Below are 22,184 nucleotides of genomic sequence, written 5' to 3' on the forward strand. Positions count from 1 at the left end.
GTCCCGTTAAACCCTGCGTCGTCACGAAGTATTCCTCGGAAGAGCGACGAAGTTCTAGCCTTCGATGACGCGAGCGCCGTGCACCGGACCGGTAACAGTGAGGGCGCTGACTCCAGCGCGGGTCAGCACCGACTTCAGCTCCGACGCTTCTTGCGCGCTCTCGACCAGGAACGCGACGGTCGGCCCGGAGCCGGACACGATCCCGGCGAGCGCACCGCGCGACTCCCCGAGTTCGAGGAGCTTCGTGAGCTCTGGCGCGAGGCGCAGCGCCGCGGCCTGCAGGTCGTTGTGCATGGAGTCAGCGAGCGACTCGGCGTCACCGACTCGCACGGCTTGCAGCACTGCGGTCTCCACCTTCACGTATTCGGGCTGCTCGCCGAGCTCATTTGCGTGGTCGTCGCGGTGGCGATCCAGCATGTTATAGACCTCCGGCGTGCTGAGCCCGCCGTCGGACAGGGCGAGCACCCAGTGGAAGGTCCCCTTCGCGAGCGCCTGACTCAGTTCGTCGCCGCGACCGGTGCCGACGGCGGTGCCGCCCTCAAGCGCGAACGGCACGTCAGCGCCGAGCTCCGCAGCAAGCGAGGCGAGCCCGGATCGCCCAACCCCCGTGCACCACAGTTCGTCACACGCGAGCAGGGTCGCCGCTGCGTCGGCTGACCCGCCGCCCATGCCGCCCGCAATCGGTACGCGCTTGAGCACGGTGAGATCGACCCCGCCTTCGTAGCCAGTGTGAGCCGCAAGCAGCTTCGCCGCTCGAATCGCGAGGTTCGAGTCGTCTGTCGCGAGCCCAGTCGTGTCGATGGGGCCCCCGAAGCGCAGCGAGAACGTGTCGGACTCGGTCGCCGTCACTTCCTCAAACAGCGAGACCGCCTGGTAGAGCGAGGCAACCTCGTGGTAGCCGTCGTCTTGGAGCGCACCAACGCGAAAGTAGACGTTGATCTTACCGGGCGCTCGCACGGTGATCGATCTTCGCTGGTCGCTCCGCATGCTTCCTACGCTAGCGCAAGTCTGAGGCCGCTCGTGACCGTGCGATCGCGAGGAAGTCGGTGATGTGTAGCTGCTCTGCTCGCGCCGTGGGAGCAATGCCGGCGTGTTCGATGATCCCGACGGCGTGTTCTGCCCCGAGCACAGGTTGGAGCGCCTGACGAATCATCTTTCGACGCTGCGCGAAGGCCGCGTTCACGAGCTCGAACGTGAGGACACGTTCGGCCTCGGTTCCGAGATGCTCGGCGCGTCGCTCGTACGAAACGAGCACCGAGTCGACGCCGGGCACTGGCCAGAAGATTCGCCGGCTCACGGTGCCCGCGATCCCCCACTCCCCATACCAGGTGGCCTTCGCGCTCGGCGCGCCGTACTCCTTCGTTCCGGGCCCTGCAGCGATCCTGTACCCCACCTCGGCCTGCACCATCACCAGCCCGCGATCGAGCGTCGGAATGAGCTCGAGGAGGTGCATGAGGATCGGCACAGACACGTTGTACGGCAGGTTCGCGACGAGGGCCGTCGGCTGGCTTGGAAGGCCCGCGAGGTGCTCGGCCGAAAGGTCAAGCGCGTCTGTGTAGATCACGCGGAAGCGCTCGGCCGCCTCCGGCTGCATGGTGCGAATGGTGGCCGGCAGCTCGGCAGCGAGTCGAGAGTCGATCTCGATCGCGGTGACGTCGGCGCCGACCTCGGTGATGCCGAGCGTCAACGACCCGAGACCGGGTCCGATCTCGATGACTGCGGTATCCGCTCCGACGCCCGCGAGCCGCACAATCTTGCGCACGGTGTTCGGGTCGATCACGAAGTTCTGCCCGAGCTTCTTCGTCGGCGAGACGTCGAGCCGTTCCGCCAGTTCGCGGACCTCGACGGGGCCGAGCAGCGCGCTACTCATTGGTATCCATCTCCCACGTGCCATACACGCGCTCAGTGTTTGCCGCGAGCTGGCGGCACACGTCTTCCAGCGGCAGGTCCTGCACCTCGGCGAGGCGTCGAACAGTGTGCGGCATGAGGTAAGGCGCGTTTGGGCGGCCGCGCAGCGGCTCGGGTGTGAGGAAGGGCGCGTCGGTCTCGACGAGCACGAGTTCTGGCTTAGCTGTCGCGAGCGCCTCGCGCAGCGCCGGAGCGTTCTTGAACGTCATGGTTCCCGCGAACGACATGTACCAGCCACGCTCGTTGCAGATCTTCGCGAGCGCCGCGTCGCCCGAGAAGCAGTGGAACACCGTGCGCTCGGGGGCTCCCACGCGGGTGAGCGTCGCGACGACCTCGTCGTGCGCATCGCGGTCGTGAATCTGCAACGCGATGCCGTTCGCTTTCGCGATCTCAATGTGCGTCTCAAACGACTCGTACTGCGCCTCGCGCCCGTCTTCGCCCGTGCGGAAGAAGTCGAGGCCTGTCTCCCCCACCGCACGCACACGGGGCTGGGTGGCAAGCCGCGCAATCTCCGAGAGGTGTTCTGAGAGGGTTCCAGCTGCTGCGAGCCGCGGCGCTTCGTTCGGGTGCAGCGCGACCGCGGCGAGAACGCGCGCGTCGTTCGCGGCGAACTCAGCACTCCAACGGCTCGTCTCGAGATCGGTGCCGACCTGCACGACTCCGCGCACGCCGACAGCCTCGGCCCGCGCGAGCGATTCGAGCGGGTCGAGCTGCGTGACGCCATCCTCAAATTCGAGGTGCGTGTGGTTGTCATACAGCGGGAACGGCAGCGGCTCCGGGCTTGCAGGTCGCGTCAAGTCACGCGTCTGCTTCCCAGGCCCGTCGGGCGCTTCGCGGCGCTTGCGGATTCCGCCAGCAGGAGTCTGCGAAGGGGTCGCCCCCTCAGCTGCGGGGCTCACTTACTGTCGCCCTCGGTCTCGATCCGGGGGAAGAGAACGGGAAGCGGATGCTGGGTCGCGCCCGCGGGCAGGCGGCCCCAGGTCCCAGCGTCACGTAGCGACTGCGCGGCGAGCGCTCCGAGGCTCTCCTCCGCTCCGAGCGCAGCCCAGAGCTTGCCTGTCGATTCAGGGATCACGGGGTGCAAGAGCTCAGCGAGCACGCGCAGGCCCTCAGAGACGGTGTAGAGCACGGTGCCGAGGCGCTCACGCTTGGTTTCGTCCTTTGCGAGCACCCATGGCGTCTGCTCTGTGATGTAGCCGTTGAGCGCGTCGACGAGCTCCCAGATTGAGGTGAGCGCCTCATGGATAGCGAACGCCTCAATGTGGGCGTCAGCGTCGGCAGCTGCCTTCGCGGCGAGCTCGCGGATCGCGGCATCAGCTGGCTCCTCGGCCCCAGCGGCGGGAACAACACCGTCGAAGTACTTGACGTTCATCGCAAGCAGACGGCTCGCGAGGTTTCCGAAGCCGTTCGCGAGCTCTGCCTGGTAGCGCGCTGCGAGGTCCTCCCAGCTGAACGAGCCATCATGGCCGAACGATACTGCGCGCATGAAGTAGTAACGGAACGCATCGGCACCGAAGGTGTCAGTGATCTCGTTCGGCGCGATGCCAGTGAGCTTCGACTTTGACATCTTCTCGCCACCGACGAGCAACCAGCCGTGTGCGAACACATTTGACGGCACCTCGAGGCCTGCAGCCATGAGCATCGCGGGCCAAATCACGGCGTGGAAGCGCAGAATGTCCTTGCCGACGATCTGCACAGCCGGCCAATGCTTGAGATCGGCTGTCGGATCGGCGGGGTTCTGCCCGTAGCCGCGCGCGGTGATGTAGTTGAGCAGCGCGTCGAACCACACGTAAGTAACGTGTGCAGAGTCCCACGGGATCGGGATACCCCAGTCAAACGACGTGCGTGAGATTGAAAGGTCTTCAAGGCCCTGCTGCACGAAGGCGATTACCTCGTTGCGCGCACTCGCAGGCTGCACGAAGTCGGGGCGCTCCTCGTAGAGCGCGAGCAACCGATCCTGGAACGCGCTCATCTTGAAGAAGTAGTTCTTCTCCTGGAGCAGTTCAAGAGGCTTCGAGTGGATCGCGCAGACCTTCTCGCCCTCGAATGCACCCTCTCCGTCGACGATCTCGCTCTTCGGTTTGAACTCCTCACACCCGACGCAGTAGAGCGCTTCGAACTCGCCGGCATAGACGTGGCCGTCGTCGTGCAGCCGCTGCAAGAACGTCTCGACACCAACCTTGTGTCGCTCATCGGTCGTGCGAATGAAGTCATCGTTCGAGATGTTGATGGTGTCGAGCAGCGGGCGCCACGACGACTCAACCAGGCGGTCTGCCCACTCCTTCGGGTGCACGCCGTTCGCCGTCGCGGTGCGCAGGATCTTCTGCCCGTGCTCGTCCGTGCCGGTGAGGAAGAACGTCTCGTCGCCAGCCTGGCGGTGCCAGCGAGCAAGCACGTCGGCAGCCACCTCGGTGTAGGCATGCCCGATGTGCGGGGCATCGTTAACGTAGAAGATCGGCGTGGAGACGGAGAACGAAGAGGACTGGGCCATGAGTTCCATTCTATTGGGAGCGCGGGGCGCCTGGGGCCGTGTTACGCCGACAGCGCCACGCACCGAGGAAGCTGACTAGCCGACTGTAATTGTCGGCTCGTGCGTGACCGGGAAGTTCACCGACCTCGCAATGAAGCAGTTCTCGAACGCGTCACGGTGCGCGGCGCGTGCAGCATCGATCATGGATGCATCAGAGACAGTCACTTGCGGCCTGAGCGTCACCTCGGTGAACTCGCCCCCGAGCCCCTCCTGGCGCATCACGCCGACTGCGGCGTCACGGTACGAGGTCACGACGACACCCGCACGCACAGCCATGTGCAGATACGACAGCATGTGGCACTGGGCCAGTGCCGTAACGAGCAACTCCTCGGGGTTCCAGCGACCGCGATCACCCCGGAACGTCGGGTCAGCCGACCCCTGGAGTTCTTCTTTGCCTGCTGCGCGGATGACGAGCTCCCGACCATAGTCACGGTAGCCGCTCGTGCCGGTCCCACGGTTTCCCTGCCACTCGACTTCGATCTGGTATTCGTGCTCGTTTTGCATAGCCCTATCGTAGAGTCCTCGGATAGTCGGGAGTAAGCTTGCTCCATGACCTCAGACATGTTGGAAGCAGAAATTACTCAGGAGCGTAAGCTCGTCACCGAGATTCCAGGACCGCGTTCACGCGAGATCCACGAGCGTCGTCAGCGAGTCATCCCACCGGGCGTCCACACAGTCTTCCCCGTCTACATCGATCGTGCGCACGATTCGATCGTCGTTGACGTTGATGGCAACCAGCTCATCGACGTCTGCGGTGGTATTGGCGTCACCACGATCGGCCACACCGACGAGGCTGTCGTCGCTGCCGCTCGCGAGCAGGTCGGCAAAGTCACTCACACGCTGTTCACAATGAACGCCTACGAGCCCTACGTTCGAGTCGCTGAGCTGCTTGCCCAGCACGTTCCCGGCGACGGCGACTACAAGACGCTGCTCATGAACTCAGGCGCGGAGGCTGTCGAGAACGGCGTCAAGATCGCCCGCAAGTTCACCGGTCGTCCAGGTGTCGCGGTGCTCGAGCACGCCTACCACGGTCGCACGATGCTCACGAGCAGCATGAACCATAAGGGTGCACCGTACGCGCTCGGCTACGGCCCCCGCGCCGGCGACATCTACCGCGCACCGAACTCGCACCCCCTCCACGACGGTCTAACCGGCGAGGAGGCTGCGAAGCGCACAATCAAGTACCTCGAGAAGACCGCTGGCGCCTCTGACCTTGCGTGCCTCGTCGTCGAGCCGATCCAGGGCGAGGGCGGCTTCGTCGTCCCCGCCGATGGCTACCTGCCCGCGCTCGCCGCGTGGTGCAAGGAGAACGGGATCGTCTTCATCGCTGACGAGGTGCAGGCCGGCATGGCCCGCACAGGCACCATGTTCTCGATCGAGCAGTTTGGTGTGCAGCCCGACATCGTGCTCTCGGCGAAGGGCATTGCTGGCGGCCTTCCGCTCGCGGGCATCACCGGACGCGCGGAGATCATGGACAAGTCGATGCCCGGTGGCCTTGGCGGCACCTTCGGCGGCAACCCAGTCTCGTGCGCTGCCGCGGTCGCGGTGTTCGAGCGCGTCGAGAGCCTCGGCTTGCTTGCAGAGGCGAAGCGCATCGAGCAGACCTTCGGCGGGGCGCTGCGCGAGCTCCAGAGCGAGTTCGACGCAATTGCCGAGGTCCGCGGCAAGGGCGCCATGCTCGCGATCGAGATTGTGAAGCCGGGCACCCTTGAGCCCGACGCAGACCGCGTCAACGCGATCATTGACTACGCGGGCAAGCAGGGCGTCATCCTGCTGTCGGCTGGCCTGTACGGCGAGGCGATCCGCTTCCTTCCGTCGTTGAAGATGAGCGACGAGCTGCTGCTCGACGTTGTGAGCGTGCTGCGAGAGGCATTCGCGGCCACCGCGTAGCACCTCCACGCAACGCAGAAGGGGTCCGGGCCACGGTTGGCCTGGGCCCCTTCTGCGTTCTCGATCCCAGGCACCACCCCTCACGCCTCACGCACCACACCCCACCGAGGCTCCGCCGAAGAGCCACATCCCTGCAGCAGGGCCCCTTGCCAACCGTCTGGATGTGGCGGTCTTGCAAGAATGGGGCTCTCTGGCCGGGGTTGGCGGAGTGAGGGGTTGAGGGTCACAGCGCAGGCGACCCCTGCAATACTAGGCCGTTGAGGGCCCGCCCGCCCGTTCCTCTGGTGTCACCCCAAGCAACAGTGTCCGCAGCGCCAACTCCGCGACGGCAGACTCGTCTCGATCGAGCGCCCGAGACTGCGTGAGCCCCGCATCACCGAGCCTGCGCTCCGCGGCCGCAAGTGCCGCAATGAGTTCCGCGACAATGGTTCGGACCTCCTCTCGACGGTCGGGGGTACGCCGCCCGAACAGCATCGCCTCAAGAGTCAGCGTGACCGCCTGGGCAAGCCGCTGCGATTCGGGCTGCGCCGCGGCACCGGTCACGGTACCCGACACGGGCCCGCCTGCGGCCTGTGCTTCATCTGGCGCGCTCCCGCTCTCAGCCGCCCCCTGAAGGCCGAGGCCAGCGAGTTCCTCTGCAGCGGCGCGGAGTGCGGCGAGGAACGTCTGTTCCTTCGACCCGAAATGGCTGTAAACAGCACCCTTCGTGAACCCAGCTGCCTGTGCGATGTCCTCAAGCGAGACACCGGCGTAGCCACGTTCGGCGAAGAGCCGCACTGCCTGTTCGAGCAGTTTTTCCTTGGTAGTCAGCGGCTTTGCTCGCTGTTCAACCCAGGCGCTCGCCTGCGCGAGGGCCTGAGCCGCGGCGAGAAGCCCCTTCGTCACCCCGGTCTCTGCCTGCGCGCCGGCACTGCCGAGCGACTGCCCAAACTGGCCAGCGGCTTCAGCTAGCGCCCTGGCGGCGTCGCGCAGGCGCTGTTCGCCGCTCAGGTCTGGTCCCCCAGGAGGTTGTGTAGCCATGTCACAAGCGTACCCGAGATACCCGGAAAGATCCCCTTGCGTCATTGAGATACCTATGAGTATATTCATACCAATCAGTATCTGACTCGTTAGGAGCATCTCGATGTCCCCCATCCATTCGTCGCCTGCCAGCGACCCAGCACTGCTGCCAGCGGCGAGTGCGACAGGCGAGCCAGTGCTCTCAATCGAGCACCTCGTGAAGCAGTACGGCGGCAAAAAGGCCCCCGCGAACGACGACGTCTCACTCACCGCTCACGCCGGCCGGGTTCTCGGTGTGCTCGGGCACAATGGCGCAGGAAAGACGACGATGGTGAACCAGATCGTCGGGCTACTTCGCCCCACGTCGGGCACCATTCGCGTAAGCGGCGTCGACGCCGTCGCCCATGCCGCCCGAGCGCGCGAGATCGTCGCAGTACAGGCCCAGGCGAACGTGCCCATCACCGGGCTCACCCCGCGAAAGGCGGTCGAGCTCGTTGGCCGTATTCGTGGCGGGGCGCCAGAAGCCGTACGCCGCCGCACGAACAATCTCCTCGAAGCGCTCGATCTCGGCCCCTGGGCAGACACCCCGGCAGAGAAGATCTCTGGCGGGGTCGCGCGGCTCACCGCATTCTGCATGACCGTCGTTCAGCCAGCCGACCTCGTGATTCTTGACGAGCCAACAAACGACGTCGATCCGGCAAGGCGCCGTCTCCTCTGGGATGCGATTCGCGACACAGCCGCGGCCGGCGCGGCAGTGCTCCTTGTCACGCACAACGTCCGGGAGGCCGAGCGCACAGTCGATGACCTGGTGGTGCTCGACGGCGGTCGGGTGCTCGCGGCCGGCAGCCCCGCCGAGCTCACGGCGCACCTTCGCGGCGAGCTCTTTCTTGAGCTCGACGGCCGAGACCTTCCCACTCTTCCACCGGGGCTTCGCCCGAGCGTCACACGCCCAGCGCAGAGCATCGTCCCTGTCCCCGCCGCACGTGGAGCCGAGGTTGTGGCGTGGGCACAGACAGCGGTCGAGCGAGGCGAAGTCGAGCGGTTCTCACTCACACCGGCCTCGCTTGAGGACGCGTACCTTGAGCTCGTCGGCGCGGGGACGGAGGTCGCAGCATGACCTCCCTCACGACCGCTCCGACGCTCGTCAGCACGCCCGCACCGGGCGGGTCCCCCGCCGCCCGCACACTGCGCGGCCTCCGCGGAACGCTGCTTCTCATTCAGTGGCAGGTCAGACGCCAAGCACAGTTCCTCCCGCTCATGGCAGTCGTCCAGACGGCGCTCGCCGTGTCCACTGTGCTCGGCTACGGGCTACTCATTGGCGACGTCAACCATGAGGCTGCACTGTTCCTGGCGACTGGGGCCCCGACGATCACGCTTATCGTGATCGGCCTCGTGATGACTCCGCAGGCGATGGTGCAGGCACGCACCGAGGGGAGCGCCGATTGGTTGCGAACGCTCCCACTCCCCCGCGGCGCGTTTCTCGCCGCAGACCTCACGGTGTGGACGCTGCTCGCGCTCCCCGGCCTGATCCTGGGGACGATTGTTGGCGCGCTCCGCTACGACATCACCTACCAGTTGGCGCCGTGGGTGCTGCCCGTCGCGATTCTGATTTCGCTGACAGCCGCGTCGATCGGGTACGCGTTTGCGGCGCTGCTGCCACCAATGATCACTCAGCTCGTCTCGCAGATGCTTGTCTTTCTGCTGTTGCTGTTCTCGCCAGTCAGCTTCCCAGCCGCCAACCTGCCGGACTGGCTTCGCGCGGCGCACGAGATCCTTCCAATCGAGCCAATGGCGAACCTCATGCGCGCTGGCCTCGCCGGCCAGGCGTTCGACGCGACACCACGAGACCTCGTCACTGTGGTTGTCTGGTGCGCAGCTGCCGTCGCAGCTGCCGTGCTGGCGCTGCGCCGCCGCGGATAGCGAAACACCGGGCGCCCCATGCGGGCGCCCGGTGTCATCACGCAGCGATCAGGATCGGGTCTACTTGACTTCGGTGAATCCGCTGTCAGTCAGGGTCTTCACTGCTTCCTTGAGGCTCACGTCGCGCGCCTCCTCGGGGTTCTCCCCGGGGTCGCCGCCGGTGACAGACGCCAGCTTCTCGAGATCAAGATCCGCGTAGGTGAGTGTGACTGTCTCGGTGAGCTCATCGTCCCCGAAGTCGATCGAATGCTCGACACCCTTGATTCCCTTGTACTGCTCGGCGAGCGGAGCAACCGACTCCTCGGCAGCCGCGCGATCTGCGATACCGCTGGCCTCATAGTTGACGACGTTCTTGGTCGTCTGCTTGGTCACCTTGTCGCCGTCGGCGACGTAGGTCACCGTGAGCTCAGCGCCCTCGACCGAACGAGTGAGCGTCGTCTCGGTGGTCTCACCCGTGGTGTCATCACCACCGCTGCATCCCGTGAGGGCGAGCGCAGCGGCGACAATCACTGCCGCGACCTTGCCTGTTCGCTTGGTGGCCTGGGGGCTAAGCTTCGTCAGCACTCTTCTCCTCAACTGATGGAGCGTCGCCGCTCGGTTCCAACTCGACACCGCTCGAAGCAAGGCTTCCGGTGTCGATCACGTCACCAACTGCGTGAACGTCGATCACCACGACCGTAACATTGTCGCGGCCGGCGTTGTTGAGTGCTTGCTCAACGAGTGTGTTCGCTGCGTCTTCAGCACTGTGCTGAGTGGAGAGGAAGTACTGGATACCGACCTCTGTGAGCTCCTTGGTGAGCCCGTCTGAGCAGATCAGGATGCGCTGGCCCGGAATCAGGGCGAGCGTCGTGTAATCGGGCAGCGGCGCTTCGCCAAGCCCGACAGCCCTGGTGATTACGTTTGCGTGCGGGTGAACCTCGGCCTCTTCCTCGGTGATCGCACCGGTATCGAGGAGGTGTTGTACGACCGAATGATCGACAGTGATCTGGCTGAGCGCGCCCTTGAAGTACTGATAAACGCGGGAGTCTCCGATGTTGAAGACCTTCCACACGGGGGTGTCGCTCTGCTCACTCACAATGACGCCAGTCACTGTTGTGCCCGCACCAAGTTCGGTGTCGCCAGTGTCGATTTCGATGTCATCGACGGCCTGAGTGAGGATCTCGAGAATGTCGTCTTCCGTCACCGTGAGGTCGCCGGCGAGCTCGTTCAGCCGGCGCACCACCGCAGCCGACGCAACCTCGCCAGCCGAGTGACCGCCCATGCCGTCAGCGACGGCGAACACCGGCGGCACTGTAATGAAACTGTCCTGGTTCGTCTCTCGGCGGTTGCCGACGTGCGTGATAGCGTGCCAGGAGAGCTCAATGTCGGCCTCCCCGCCCTGACGGTACGCGAGGCGTCGCCTCACCGCGTTCTCACCGTGGGTGGTCACCAGCTCATCTCCTGCACTCATGTATTCTAGCGGCTCGCTGCCGGGACGCCCTGAAGCGTCACCAGTCGAAGCGTTGACGCGTCGGCGCCCACGCCAAGCTCAAGCCCAGTTGCGCGGGCCCACTCGAGCAACTCAGACCGAGACGAGATCGCAGGCGCACTTTCTGCGAGACGGCGAACGAGGTCGCCCTTTGCTGCCTTGTTGAAATGGTTCAGAGCGCGAACCTCACCATCGTCTGAGCGCGCCACCACTTCGAGGTAGTCAGCCTGTTCCGCTCCGAGCGCGCCGAGCGGAGCGAGTGCTGCGTAGTCCTTTGACCTCAAGTCGAGAACGTACGCAGATCCCTCGAGCGCGCCCTCGTGTGGCGCAGCCCACAGCTTTGCGAGCGGTGAGCCAAGCTCTGGGAGCCGAGAGGACGCCGAGACGCGGTACGCAGGTATGGCGTCTCCACCACGCACGAGACCAAAGAGCGCTGACTGCACGAACACATGATCGCGGAGCCAGTCGAGTGCCTCAGGCGCGAGGGTTTCGGTGTCGAGGGCGTCGTACAGCACGCCCGTGTAGCGCTCAATCGCCGGCATTGCGCCGCTCGCATCGAGTTCAAGATTTCGCAGCCGCTCGTCGCGGTTCTTCACGCCAAGCTTGAGCGCCTTCGTCGCCGCGCTCTCATCGCCGCTTACTGATTCAAGTGCCCGCTGGGCCGCGGCGCGCGGGGCGGCGAGCCGCTCCCCGAGGAAGAGCTCGCGGGGGGAAAACGGAAGCCGCCCTCCGAGACGTTTGGTCTCAGAGGGCGGCAACAGGATACGCATAGTGACTCTAGCCTAGCGCGGTGCGGGCAGCAGCCCGTCCGTTTCTGTGACAGCCAGCCTACGCGACGAGCACGGCGTCGCCGGCTACGACGGTGACGGTGTCGTGGTCGACAGACAGGAACCCGTCCTCAGCGTTCACGGTAACCTTCTCGCCCGCCGAAGTCGTCACGCGTACCTCACCCTTCGCGAGGAGAGCGAGGAACGGCTGGTGGCCGGTGAGGATACCAATCTCGCCTTCGACAGTGTTCGCGACAACCTGGCTGGCTGCGCCAGACCAGATCTCGCTCGTTGCCGAGACAACCTTGACGTTGAGCGCCATGATTAGGCCATATCCTTCTGCATCTGAGCCCACTTCTCTTCAACATCGGAGATTCCACCAACGTTGAAGAATGCCTGCTCAGCGACGTGGTCGAACTCGCCCTTGGTGATTGCATCGAACGACTCGATGGTCTCCTTGAGCGGAACCGTCGAGCCCTCAACACCGGTGAACTTCTTCGCCATGTAGGTGTTCTGCGAGAGGAACTGCTGGATGCGGCGTGCGCGCGAGACGGTGATCTTGTCGTCTTCCGAGAGCTCGTCGACACCAAGGATCGCGATGATCTCCTGGAGTTCCTTGTTCTTCTGCAGGATCTGCTTGACGGTGGTTGCCACGCGGTAGTGATCCTCGCCCAAGTAACGGGGATCCATGATGCGCGAGGACGAGGTCAGCGGATCGATTGCGGGGTACAGACCCTGCGACGCGATCTCACGCGAGAGCTCGGTTGTCGCGTCAAGGTGCGCGAAGGTGGTTGCCGGGGCCGGGTCGGTGTAGTCGTCTGCAGGAACGTAAATTGCCTGCAGCGAGGTGATCGAGTGGCCGCGGGTCGAGGTGATGCGCTCCTGGAGGATGCCCATCTCGTCCGCGAGGTTGGGCTGGTAGCCCACAGCCGACGGCATACGACCGAGAAGGGTCGACACCTCAGAACCGGCCTGCGTGAAGCGGAAGATGTTGTCGATGAAGAGGAGCACGTCCTGCTTCTGCACATCACGGAAGTACTCAGCCATGGTGAGCGCCGAAAGCGCAACGCGAAGACGCGTCCCCGGGGGCTCATCCATCTGGCCGAACACGAGTGCGGTCTTGTCGAAGACGCCTGCCTCATCCATCTCGTGGATGAGGTCGTTGCCCTCACGGGTACGCTCGCCGACGCCAGCGAACACCGACACGCCACCGTGATCCTGAGCAACACGCTGGATCATCTCCTGGATGAGGACGGTCTTACCGACGCCCGCACCACCGAAGAGACCAATCTTGCCGCCCTGCACGTATGGGGTGAGGAGGTCGATCGACTTGATGCCAGTCTCGAAGAGCTCAGTCTTCGACTCGAGCTGGTCGAATGCCGGCGGGGTGCGGTGGATGCCCCAGCGCTCGGTAACCTCGATCGTCTCACCCTCGGGGAGATTCAGAACGTTACCGGCAACGTCGAAGACCTTGCCCTTGGTGATGTCGCCGACGGGAACGGTGATCGAGTCGCCGGTGTCAACAACTTCCTGGCCACGGACGAGGCCGTCGGTGGGCTTCAGCGCAATTGCGCGGACGAGGTTGTCTCCGAGGTGCTGTGCGACCTCGAGGACGAGGGTGAAGGGCTCAGAGCCCTCGCCCATGTTGACAGTCGTCTCGAGTGCGTTGTACACGCCGGGGATCGCGTCGTGCGGGAACTCGATGTCGACGACGGGGCCGGTAACGCGGGCGATGCGCCCGGTGACCTTGGTGGTGGCCGTATCGGTCATGTCTCTTCTCTCTTCAGTCTGAACTTAGGACAGCGCGTCAGCGCCGCCCACGATCTCGGAAATCTGCTGGGTGATTTCCGCCTGGCGTGCGTTGTTGGCAAGGCGGGTGAAGTCGCGGATGAGTGTGTCAGCGTTGTCACTCGCGGACTTCATCGCCTTCTGGGTTGCCGCGTGCTTTGCAGCTGCGGACTCAAGCATCGCGTTAAAAATACGCGACTCGATGTAGTCGGGCAGCAGCTTGTCGAGCACGACGTCTGCCTCTGGCTCGAATTCGTACAGCGGGTTCAGGTCGTTCGCCTCTGCGACGCCCTCAACGATCTGCAGCGGCAGCAGGCGGGTAACCTGCGGCGCCTGCGTGACCATGCTGATGAAGCGGTTGTATACGAGGTGGATCTCCTGTACACCGCCCTCGTCGCTGTTGCGAAGGAACGCCGAGACGACAGCCTCTGCAACTTCCTTGGCGGTCTCGAACACCGGGTTCTCGGTGTCCCCAACCCACACGCGCTCAGCAGCGCGACGGCGGAAGGTGAAGTACCCCTGCGCCTTACGCCCGATGAGGTAGTACGAGATCTCCTTGCCCTCGGCACGAAGCAGCTCGCTGAGCTCCTCGGCCTCGCGCAGTACCTGCGAGTTGAACGCGCCTGCAAGGCCGCGATCGGAGGTGAAGATCACAACTGCTGCGCGCTCGACTGTGTCAGCCTCGGTCAGCAGCGGGTGGTCGGTCTTCGCGTGCGTCGCAACCGCCGATACAGCCCGGGTAATCGCCTGGGTGTAGGGGTTTGAGGCGTCAACGCGAGCCCGTGCCTTCTGAATGCGTGAGGCAGCGATGAGCTCCATCGCACGGGTGATCTTCTTGGTCGTCTGGGCAGAGCGAATGCGCTGCCTGTAGACCCGAAGTTGCGCTCCCATGTCTCTCCTGTGTTGTTCGGTGCTTGCAAGTTGTCAAGTGGCGAGGGGTGGGGGCGCTGGCGCCCCCACCGCCTCAGCTACTTCTTGACGACGAGCTGCTCCTGCTGGATCTCTGCCTCGTCGAGCGCGTCGAACTGCTCGTTGAGGGACTTGCCCTCAGCGGTCAGGAACTCGCTCTTGAACTTCTCGATCTGAGCGGTGAGCTCAGCAACGATGTCGTCGTCGAGAACATTCGTCTTCGCAAGCGTCGACAGCGCCTCGGAGTTGCGGCCGAGGTAGTCGAGGAACTCGCGCTCGAAACGGAGGATGTCTACGACGGGGACGTCATCAAGGAAGCCCTTGGTGCCTGCCCAGATCGAAACCGTCTGCTCCTCAACCGCGAACGGTGAGTACTGCGGCTGCTTGAGGAGCTCGGTGAGGCGTGCGCCACGCTCGAGCTGCTTACGGCTTGCCGCGTCGAGGTCGGATGCGAACATCGCGAATGCCTCGAGCGCACGGTACTGAGCGAGCTCAAGCTTGAGCGTGCCCGAGACCTTCTTGATCGACTTCACCTGCGCGTCGCCGCCAACGCGAGACACCGAGATACCCACGTCAACTGCGGGGCGCTGGTTCGCGTTGAACAGGTCCGACTGGAGGAAGATCTGGCCGTCGGTGATCGAGATCACGTTGGTCGGAATGTAGGCCGAAACGTCGTTCGCCTTCGTCTCGATGATCGGCAGACCGGTCATCGAGCCCGCGCCGAGCTCGTCCGAGAGCTTTGCGCAACGCTCGAGCAGACGCGAGTGGAGGTAGAACACGTCACCCGGGTATGCCTCGCGCCCCGGCGGGCGGCGGAGCAGCAGCGAAACGGCGCGGTATGCCTCAGCCTGCTTCGAAAGATCATCAAAGATGATGAGAACATGCTTGCTGTCGTACATCCAGTGCTGGCCGATAGCCGAGCCGGTGTACGGAGCGAGGTACTTGAAGCCTGCGGGATCAGATGCGGGCGAAGCAATGATGGTGGTGTACTCCATCGCACCTGCGTCCTCAAGGGCGCCCTTCACCGAAGCGATGGTCGAGCCCTTCTGGCCGATAGCAACATAGATGCAGCGAACCTGCTTGTTGGTGTCGCCCGACTCCCAGTTCGCCTTCTGGTTGATGATCGTGTCGATCGCAAGAGCGGTCTTGCCGGTCTGGCGGTCGCCAATGATGAGCTGGCGCTGGCCACGGCCAACCGGGATCATCGCGTCGATCGCCTTAATGCCAGTCTGCAGCGGCTCGTGAACCGACTTACGCTGCATGACGCCGGGAGCCTGAAGCTCGAGGGCGCGACGCGACTCGATGCCGGTGATCTCGCCGAGGCCGTCGATCGGGTTACCGAGCGGGTCGACCACGCGGCCGAGGTAGCCCTCGCCCACGGGAACCGAGAGAACCTCGCCGGTGCGGGTGACCTGCTGGCCCTCCTCAATACCGGTGAACTGGCCGAGCACGACAACGCCGATCTCGTCCTCTTCGAGGTTCTGTGCAAGGCCAAGCGTGCCGTCTGCGAAGCGAACGAGCTCGTTGGCCATCACTCCGGGAAGCCCGGAGACGTGTGCAATGCCGTCAGCCGCGTCGACGACAGTTCCGACCTCGGTCTTCCCTGCCTGAGCCGGCTCGTACGATGCTGCGAATTCATTCAGCGCGCTACGGATCTCGTCCGGGCTGATTGAGAGTTCTGCCATTTCGTTTCCTCTATCTGTTCCGGAGAGACTCTCCGGCAAGTAACTATGTTGTGCTCTACGCAGCGAGCCGCTGGCGGAGGTCTTCCAGGCGAGCCCGGACACTTCCGTCGATAACGTCGTCAGCCATGTGGATACGGACGCCGCCGATCAGGGCAGGGTCCACAACCGTGGTGACCTTGACCTTGCGGCCAGCGCTCTGCTCGAGCAGAGCAGCCAACTTCTCCTGCTGTGCGCTTGTCAGCGGAGCCGCAACGGTCACCGTCGCGAGCTCAAGCCCACCCTGGTCAGCGGCCACGCGAGCCGCTTCAGTGAGCGCTGCATTGACGCGACGACCGCGCGGGTTTGCGACCACGTGGGCCACGACACCGAGCGCGCCAGCTGAGAGCTTGCCAGAGAAGATTTTCGACGCGAGCTGCGCCTTCGCTGCGGGATCGCCGAGCTTGTTGCCCAGCTCGAGCTCGAGCTCATGGCTCGAGTTGATCGTCGCTGTCGCCGCGAGCAGCTCATCGGCAAGGCCGGGCTCTGCAAGCGCCTGCGCACGGAAGCCAAGCTCCTCGACGCCATCAACGAATTCAGCCGCGGTCGACCAGTTCTGCTCGACTGCTGCGGTGAGCACAGAGCGCGCGCCAGCCGACAGGCTGCCGAAGAGCTTGCCGACGACCTCTGCCTTCGCAGAAGCCGGGAGCGATGCATCAGCGAGAGCACTCACGAGGGCAGGTGAGCCCTCGATCTGCGCAGACGCCGAAAGAAGCTCTGAACCGACTGCCTTCCCGAGGCGGCCGCTGAGCGCGGACTTCGCCTTCGCGAGTGCCTCGCGTGACGCGCTGCCCATTACTTCGCCGCCCGTTCGGACGCTTCGAGGTCGACGAGGAAGCGGTCGACGAGAGCCGATGCCTTCTTGTCGTCGCTCAAGCTCTCACCGACCACGCCAGAAGCGAGATCGATTGCGAGTGAGCCAACATCCTTGCGCAGCGAAACGAGGGCGCTCTGGCGCTCTGCCTCGATCTGCACCTGAGCTGCCTGCGTGATGCGGGCCTGCTCGGTTGTGGCGTCTTCCTTTGCCTTCGACACGATCTTGGTCGCATCGAGACGTGCCGCCTCGCGGATCTCGCCAGCTTCCTGGCGAGCGCTTGCGAGCTGCGCGGTGTACTCCTGCAAGGCAGCCTCTGCCTTCGCCTGAGCCTCATCGGCCTTTGCGATGTTCCCCTCAATCGCTTCGGCGCGAGCGTCAAGCATGACCTGCACCTTCGGGAGGAAGACCTTCCAGAATGCGATGAGGATAATGAAGAACGCGATCGCCGACCAGACGATATCGTACGTTGCCGGAAGCAGCGGGTTCTGAGTAGCGCCCTCTGCAGCGGCGAACTGCACTGCGTGATTCATCTTGCCTCCCTTTCGAGACTAGTGAAAGGTTGCTTACTGGAAGATGAAGTAGGTTGCAACGCCGATGAGGGCGAGCATCTCGGTGAACGCGATGCCGATCCACATCATGCCCTGGAGCTTGCCGGCGAGCTCAGGCTGGCGTGCGGTGCTTTCGATGGTCTTGCCGACCACGATTGCCACACCGATGGCGGGTCCGATGGCAGCGAGGCCGTAGCCGACGGTTGCAATGTTGCCCGAAATTTCAGCGAGAACAGACACAGTATGTGTTTCCTTCCGTGTGTGAGCGCGGCGGTTGCCGAACCCAAGGTTTGATTTAGTGCTCGTCGGCCAGCGCGAGCTGGATGTAGAGCGCGGTGAGCAAGGTGAAGACGTAGGCCTGGAGGCCTGCGACGAAGATCTCGAACAGGGTGAACGCGAAACCAAATGTGAAGGTCACGGCACCGAGTGCGGGGAACAGGCCGCCTGCGTACAGGATGAAGAAGTTCGTTGCAGCCCACAGAAGCACGAGGATCATGTGGCCGACGAGCATGTTCATGAGCAGTCGAAGGGCGAGTGTCACCGGGCGAACGATGAACGTCGAGATGAACTCGATCGGGGTGACGAGGAGGTACATTGCCTTCGGCACGCCAGCCGGGAAGAGCGAGTTCTTGAAGAACTTGCCCGGGTGCTTCTTGATTCCCGCGTAGATGAACGTGACGTACGCGACGACAGCCATGAAGATCGGGAAGCCAACGACCGACGAGGCAGCGATGTTCAGCCCCGGAACCACACCAGTGATGTTGAACGCAAAGACGAGGAAGAAGATCGTCATGAGCAGCGGTGCGAAGCGGCGCCCCTCCTTCACGCCGAGCTGCGACTCGATCGTGTTCTTTCGCACGAAATCGAGGGCGAACTCAAGGACACCCTGCCCGCGGCCGGGGATCACGCGAAGCTTGCGCGTTCCGAGCCAGAACAGCACGAGAAGCACGACGACCATGAGCATACGGATCAACATGATCCGGTTCATCTCAAATGGTGTGCCTTCGAAGAGGACTGCCGGCGGGAAGAAGTCATTGAGAGTAGGACCGTGGAAGCCACCCTCCTCGGCACGAATAAGTCCGGGGGCAACGAGGTGCATAGCGTTAGCGAACAGGCCATTCTCCTGATTCGGGGCGCGGCGTCAGCCGCACGGCATCGAACGATGGTCGTGCGCCCTGCTCGCGGGCACTCAGAAATGGCGCCACGGGGCTGGGAACGAACTTATCCTAACAAGGTTTCACCCCGAGCGAAACTCGGGAGGGGCCCTCGCGGGTCAAGATTTTGCGGTGGCTGAGAATCTCCCCTCAAGCCCGCGCAGAATTACGGCAGATTTGCGCTGTATGGTACGCGTGCCTTGGCAACAATCACTGTGTCGATCACGATCGAGACAATTACTGTAGCCACGAGCGCGATGAACAGCATCTTCGGGTCAAGCCAGGGCTGATCTCGAAGGAGCAACGCGGCGACGACGAATGCAATGAGCTTCAGCACCCAGGTGCCCATGACGATCCCCATAAAGATCTGCAGGTAAACCGGACTCTGCACAAACCGGTTCGCGAACGCGATGCTTCCAACAGTGGCGAGCAACAGCGCTCCCCCAATTGCGGCCCCGATGAGCCCACCAACGAGGCCGTTCGTGCCACTCACCAGGAAACCGACGGCCGCAAACACGAGCATCGAGGCGACAGTCGCGATGATGCCCCAGCGCACACCGCGAAGCAGCATGGGCTGTGAAGATGGCATCGGGTACTCGCCGCTGCCATACGTGGAGGGTTCAAGCTCCGGCGACTGTGCGGGTTCGGGGTGCACAGGTGTGCTCACTCGGTGGTCCTTTCGTTGGGCGTCGCGCCGAGGTCTGCGCGTACGTCCGGGCCAGGTGCGGGGCCACCCCGCTCTTGTAACGCTACCAATCTGCGCTGCGCGAGTGCTGCGCGTACCCGGCTTGCCGGGAACCTGACGAGTAGTACGCCCGCCACGATGCCGACGACGAGCACGATCAGTGGCAGGGCGAAGCTCTGACTGGTGAAGACGAGCAAGCCCGCCACCGAGAGCACCGCGGTGCCGAGGTAGAAGATCGAAACCGCCTGGACCGGCGAGTGCCCCATATCTAGGAGGCGGTGGTGCAGGTGGAGGCGGTCTGCCTCGAACGGGCTCTTTCCGGCACGGAGGCGCCGAAGCACGGCGAGCACGAAGTCAGCCAACGGCATCGCGAGCACCGCGAATGGCAACAGGATGGGAATGTAGCTCGCAAGCACGAGCTTAAGATCGAGGGCCGCGGGATCGAGGTCGCCCGTGACCGAGACCGTCGACGTCGCCATGAGCAGGCCGACAAGCAGGGCTCCCGTATCGCCCATAAACATTCGTGCGTGATGCCAATTGAACGGGATGAAGCCCACGCAGATCCCGACGAGCACGAGGGCAATCAGGCTCGCGAATGTCACTGCCTGTGAGTTGCCAAGCTGCGAGTTGAGGATGAGCGTATAGACGAAGAATGTCCCGCTCGCGATGATCGCCACACCTGCAACGAGGCCATCAAGGCCATCGACGAAGTTGACAGCGTTCATCACAAGGGTAATGAGGAACACGGTGAGCACGAAGTTCACAGTTGACGAGCCGATGACAAGGGTGTCCCCGATAGGAATCGAGACGATCTGCACGCCGTTCCAGGCGAGCACGCCCGAGGCGAGGAGCTGGGCACCGAGCTTGATCATCCAGTCCAGGTCGAGCAAGTCATCGAGAAACCCGATCACTGCGATAAGCAGGCATGCCCCGATGAGCGCCCACATTTTCAAGCCGTCCCTGAAGAGCCCCTGGAACTCGGGAAACAGGGCTGCGGCGCCGAGCCCAGCAAGCAACCCAATGAACATCGCGACGCCGCCAAGGCGCGGAGTCGGGTTCTTGTGCACATCTCGCTCTCGCACTTCCGGCGCCAGCTTGAAGCGCCTGGCGAGCCGCAGCACGCCGAACGACGCCGCCGCGGTCACGACGACCGCCACCGCGAACACCGGAAGGTAGGGGAACATGACTAGTCGCTGACTCGCGGCGCCTCAGAATTCTCATCGCCCTTGGAAGCATCCTCGCCACCCGAGGGCGCGGGCTTCACCTCACGCACTGGCTCGGCCCCGCCCGCAGGCTCAGACTCGGCTTCAGTCTCAGCGAGCGGAGTCGCTGAAGGGGCTGGCTGCTCGAGGACTGTAGCGTCCGGGAGTACTCGTTGCAGGTCCGCAACAGTGATGCTGCCCTGCCGCAGTACCCGCACCGTTCCGGTGCCGTCACCACCGAGAAGCGTGGCGTCGATAATCGTGGAGGCTTCACCGCGGGCATCCCCGCCGTCGAGGTACACGGCGATCGAGTCGCCGAGCATGTCACGCGCCTCCTGTGCGGAACCAGCCGCTGGCAGACCAGTCTTGTTCGCCGAGGAAACCGCCAGCGGCCCAGTCTCCTGCAAAAGCTCGCGCGCGAATTCGTTTCCTGGGATCCTCAGCGCAACGGTTCCGCCAGTCTCGCCGAGATCCCAGCTGAGCGACGGATTCGCTTGCGTAATGATGGTGAGGGCGCCAGGCCAGAAAGCGTCAGCGAGGTCGTGGAGCGCCTCGGTCGCTTCGGCAGCAAGGGCCGCAAGGGTAACGACGTTTGGAATGAGCACCGGCGGGGGCGACTGCCTTCCGCGCCCCTTCGCATCAAGCAGTCGCTGCACGGCCTCGGGCGAGAACGCGTCAGCCGCAACGCCGTAGACGGTGTCTGTGGGCATGACGATGAGTTCGCCCCGGCCGAGCGACTGGCGAGCGAGTCTCGTCCCCTGCAGCAATTGGGCGCCGTCTGAACAGTCAAATACCTCGGACATAGTTCGCAATTCTACTTCAGTGCGGTTGTGGCGCGGTCGCGGCCCGTGAGATCTGGATGAGTGGCGGCAGCACGCCACCCATCGGCGGCGAGCAGCTCGCGAATCGCCGCCCCCTGCCCCTCGGCGTGTTCGAGCACAAGCGCGCCACCAGGGGCCAGCAGGTTCGCTGCGATACGGCTGATGATCCTGATCACATCGAGCCCGTCGTCGCCCCCATACAACGCGAGATCAGGATCGTGGTCGCGCACCTCAGGGTCCCGCGGCACCATTGCGGCGGGCACGTACGGCGGGTTCGACACAACCACGTTGACTCGCCCGGCGAGCCGCGCCGGGGCGAGCCTGCCCGGAACGAAGTCTGCGAGGTCTCCGTGAATGAGCTCGACCCGACCATCGCCAAGCGCTACGACGTTCTCGGCGGCCCAGGCGTGAGCGTCGGTACTCTTCTCGACCGCCCAGACACGCGCGGTTGGCACTTCTGCTGCGAGGGCGAGCGCAATGGCGCCTGAGCCTGTACACAGGTCGACGGCGAGCGGCTCCGGCGTCGGGGCGAGCGTAAGCGCGTCGATCGCGAACTGAGCGACAGTCTCAGTCTCTGGCCGAGGCACGAACACGCCAGGGCCGACACGTAGCTCGAGAGACCTGAACGGCGCCTTCCCTGTCAGATGCTGCAGCGGCAGTCGCGAGGCGCGGAGTTCAGCGAGGTCGCGCAGCCGGTCTCCCTCAGCCTCCGTCAGACGCTCACCCATGATCGCCAGCGCCTGTACCCTGCCGCGGCTCACATCAAGCACATGAGCGACGAGCAGCTCGGCGTCGACCTCTGGGTCGACGATCCCCGCCTCCGAGAACCTGTCGCGCATCACGCGAAGAACTTGGTCGACCTGGGGTCCGAATGCGTCAGTCACTTGCTCATTCTCTCGCACGGGGCCTCACCGCCACGCAGACTTCGCGACTTCGGGAATACCCATTCGCGTAAGGCGTTGTAACACAACGAGCATGAGCATAAGCATTCAGAAAGTTTCAGATAACCTGGTGGCATAACTCACCTACGCTGAACCACATCACGACACGGAGGTCA

General features: G+C 64.0%; 24 protein-coding genes. 3 read left to right on the plus strand and 21 right to left on the minus strand.

The genetic code is table 11. The annotated features are described in order from the left end of the window. Nucleotides 1–54: 54 nt before the first annotated feature. The 5 genes from KI794_RS11910 to KI794_RS11930 form a co-directional block, all read right to left on the minus strand. Nucleotides 55–987 (minus strand): 4-(cytidine 5'-diphospho)-2-C-methyl-D-erythritol kinase, encoded by a 933-nt coding sequence (locus tag KI794_RS11910; protein WP_119284703.1) that lies wholly within the window; start codon nt 985–987, stop codon nt 55–57. Nucleotides 988–997: 10 nt separating this feature from the next. Beyond that, nucleotides 998–1,870, minus strand: coding sequence for a 16S rRNA (adenine(1518)-N(6)/adenine(1519)-N(6))-dimethyltransferase RsmA (gene rsmA, locus KI794_RS11915; protein ID WP_255808207.1), 873 nt, complete (start codon nt 1,868–1,870; stop codon nt 998–1,000). Further along, entirely contained in the window at nt 1,863–2,807 is a 945-nt protein-coding gene (locus KI794_RS11920) for a TatD family hydrolase (RefSeq protein WP_370647812.1), read from the minus strand. Before KI794_RS11920 ends, rsmA begins: the two co-directional genes overlap by 8 nt. Further along, nucleotides 2,804–4,399, minus strand: a complete 1,596-nt coding sequence (metG, locus tag KI794_RS11925) for a methionine--tRNA ligase (RefSeq protein WP_255808208.1) — start codon at nt 4,397–4,399, stop codon at nt 2,804–2,806. The genes KI794_RS11920 and metG overlap by 4 nt, the downstream gene beginning before the upstream one ends. 75 nt (nt 4,400–4,474) lie before the next feature. Then, nucleotides 4,475–4,942 carry an OsmC family protein gene (locus KI794_RS11930; RefSeq protein ID WP_119284706.1) on the minus strand — a complete coding sequence of 156 codons (468 nt, stop codon included), beginning with the start codon at nt 4,940–4,942 and terminating at the stop codon, nt 4,475–4,477. A 45-nt stretch (nt 4,943–4,987) separates the two neighbouring features. Between KI794_RS11930 and KI794_RS11935 the strand changes: the two genes are divergently transcribed. Continuing rightward, nucleotides 4,988–6,328 carry an aminotransferase class III-fold pyridoxal phosphate-dependent enzyme gene (locus KI794_RS11935; RefSeq protein ID WP_255808210.1) on the plus strand — a complete coding sequence of 447 codons (1,341 nt, stop codon included), beginning with the start codon at nt 4,988–4,990 and terminating at the stop codon, nt 6,326–6,328. Between the two features lie 249 nt (nt 6,329–6,577). On the opposite strand, the gene KI794_RS11940 is transcribed toward KI794_RS11935, so the two are convergent. Next, nucleotides 6,578–7,348, minus strand: coding sequence for a TetR/AcrR family transcriptional regulator (locus KI794_RS11940; protein ID WP_255808211.1), 771 nt, complete (start codon nt 7,346–7,348; stop codon nt 6,578–6,580). 103 nt (nt 7,349–7,451) lie between these two features. On the opposite strand from KI794_RS11940, the gene KI794_RS11945 reads away from it, so the two are divergent. Beyond that, nucleotides 7,452–8,444, plus strand: a complete 993-nt coding sequence (locus tag KI794_RS11945) for an ABC transporter ATP-binding protein (RefSeq protein WP_255808212.1) — start codon at nt 7,452–7,454, stop codon at nt 8,442–8,444. Beyond that, complete coding sequence (locus KI794_RS11950; protein ID WP_255808214.1) at nt 8,441–9,247, plus strand: ABC transporter permease; 807 nt, start codon at nt 8,441–8,443, stop codon at nt 9,245–9,247. Before KI794_RS11945 ends, KI794_RS11950 begins: the two co-directional genes overlap by 4 nt. 60 nt (nt 9,248–9,307) lie before the next feature. Here the strand turns inward: KI794_RS11950 and KI794_RS11955 are convergent, their stop codons facing one another. From KI794_RS11955 to prmC, 15 genes are all read right to left on the minus strand, one after another. Beyond that, complete coding sequence (locus KI794_RS11955; RefSeq protein WP_162921337.1) at nt 9,308–9,811, minus strand: DUF1307 domain-containing protein; 504 nt, start codon at nt 9,809–9,811, stop codon at nt 9,308–9,310. Beyond that, complete coding sequence (locus tag KI794_RS11960) at nt 9,795–10,697, minus strand: PP2C family protein-serine/threonine phosphatase (protein WP_255808216.1); 903 nt, start codon at nt 10,695–10,697, stop codon at nt 9,795–9,797. The genes KI794_RS11955 and KI794_RS11960 overlap by 17 nt, the downstream gene beginning before the upstream one ends. A gap of 5 nt (nt 10,698–10,702) precedes the next feature. Next, complete coding sequence (locus KI794_RS11965) at nt 10,703–11,485, minus strand: YaaA family protein (protein WP_255808217.1); 783 nt, start codon at nt 11,483–11,485, stop codon at nt 10,703–10,705. Nucleotides 11,486–11,543: 58 nt separating this feature from the next. Then, nucleotides 11,544–11,804, minus strand: coding sequence for a F0F1 ATP synthase subunit epsilon (locus tag KI794_RS11970; RefSeq protein WP_162921338.1), 261 nt, complete (start codon nt 11,802–11,804; stop codon nt 11,544–11,546). A gap of 2 nt (nt 11,805–11,806) precedes the next feature. Then, nucleotides 11,807–13,252, minus strand: coding sequence for a F0F1 ATP synthase subunit beta (gene atpD / locus KI794_RS11975; protein ID WP_119284713.1), 1,446 nt, complete (start codon nt 13,250–13,252; stop codon nt 11,807–11,809). Between the two features lie 24 nt (nt 13,253–13,276). Further along, entirely contained in the window at nt 13,277–14,161 is an 885-nt protein-coding gene (locus KI794_RS11980) for a F0F1 ATP synthase subunit gamma (RefSeq protein WP_119284714.1), read from the minus strand. Between the two features lie 77 nt (nt 14,162–14,238). Further along, complete coding sequence (gene atpA / locus KI794_RS11985; RefSeq protein WP_119284715.1) at nt 14,239–15,864, minus strand: F0F1 ATP synthase subunit alpha; 1,626 nt, start codon at nt 15,862–15,864, stop codon at nt 14,239–14,241. Between the two features lie 55 nt (nt 15,865–15,919). Next, complete coding sequence (atpH, locus tag KI794_RS11990; protein WP_119284716.1) at nt 15,920–16,696, minus strand: ATP synthase F1 subunit delta; 777 nt, start codon at nt 16,694–16,696, stop codon at nt 15,920–15,922. After that, a complete protein-coding gene (locus KI794_RS11995; protein WP_119284717.1) occupies nt 16,696–17,247 on the minus strand; it encodes a F0F1 ATP synthase subunit B in 552 nt (183 codons plus the stop codon). Before KI794_RS11995 ends, atpH begins: the two co-directional genes overlap by 1 nt. 33 nt (nt 17,248–17,280) lie before the next feature. Then, the gene (gene atpE, locus KI794_RS12000; RefSeq protein WP_119284718.1) at nt 17,281–17,505 is read right to left on the minus strand and encodes an ATP synthase F0 subunit C; all 225 of its coding nucleotides are present in this window, start codon (nt 17,503–17,505) and stop codon (nt 17,281–17,283) included. A 55-nt stretch (nt 17,506–17,560) separates the two neighbouring features. Beyond that, a complete protein-coding gene (gene atpB / locus KI794_RS12005) occupies nt 17,561–18,364 on the minus strand; it encodes a F0F1 ATP synthase subunit A (protein WP_119284719.1) in 804 nt (267 codons plus the stop codon). 221 nt (nt 18,365–18,585) lie between these two features. Then, complete coding sequence (locus KI794_RS12010) at nt 18,586–19,086, minus strand: 3-oxoacyl-ACP reductase (RefSeq protein ID WP_255808219.1); 501 nt, start codon at nt 19,084–19,086, stop codon at nt 18,586–18,588. After that, nucleotides 19,083–20,288: an MraY family glycosyltransferase gene (locus tag KI794_RS12015; protein ID WP_255808220.1), complete on the minus strand. Its 1,206-nt coding sequence runs from the start codon at nt 20,286–20,288 to the stop codon at nt 19,083–19,085. The genes KI794_RS12010 and KI794_RS12015 overlap by 4 nt, the downstream gene beginning before the upstream one ends. Before the next feature lie 2 nt (nt 20,289–20,290). Further along, nucleotides 20,291–21,109 carry an L-threonylcarbamoyladenylate synthase gene (locus KI794_RS12020; RefSeq protein ID WP_255808221.1) on the minus strand — a complete coding sequence of 273 codons (819 nt, stop codon included), beginning with the start codon at nt 21,107–21,109 and terminating at the stop codon, nt 20,291–20,293. An 11-nt stretch (nt 21,110–21,120) separates the two neighbouring features. After that, a complete protein-coding gene (gene prmC / locus KI794_RS12025; protein ID WP_119285053.1) occupies nt 21,121–21,966 on the minus strand; it encodes a peptide chain release factor N(5)-glutamine methyltransferase in 846 nt (281 codons plus the stop codon). Nucleotides 21,967–22,184 lie beyond the last annotated feature (218 nt).

Origin of the sequence: Leucobacter aridicollis (assembly GCF_024399335.1) — a bacterium.
Classification (GTDB): Bacteria; Actinomycetota; Actinomycetes; order Actinomycetales; family Microbacteriaceae; genus Leucobacter; species Leucobacter aridicollis_A.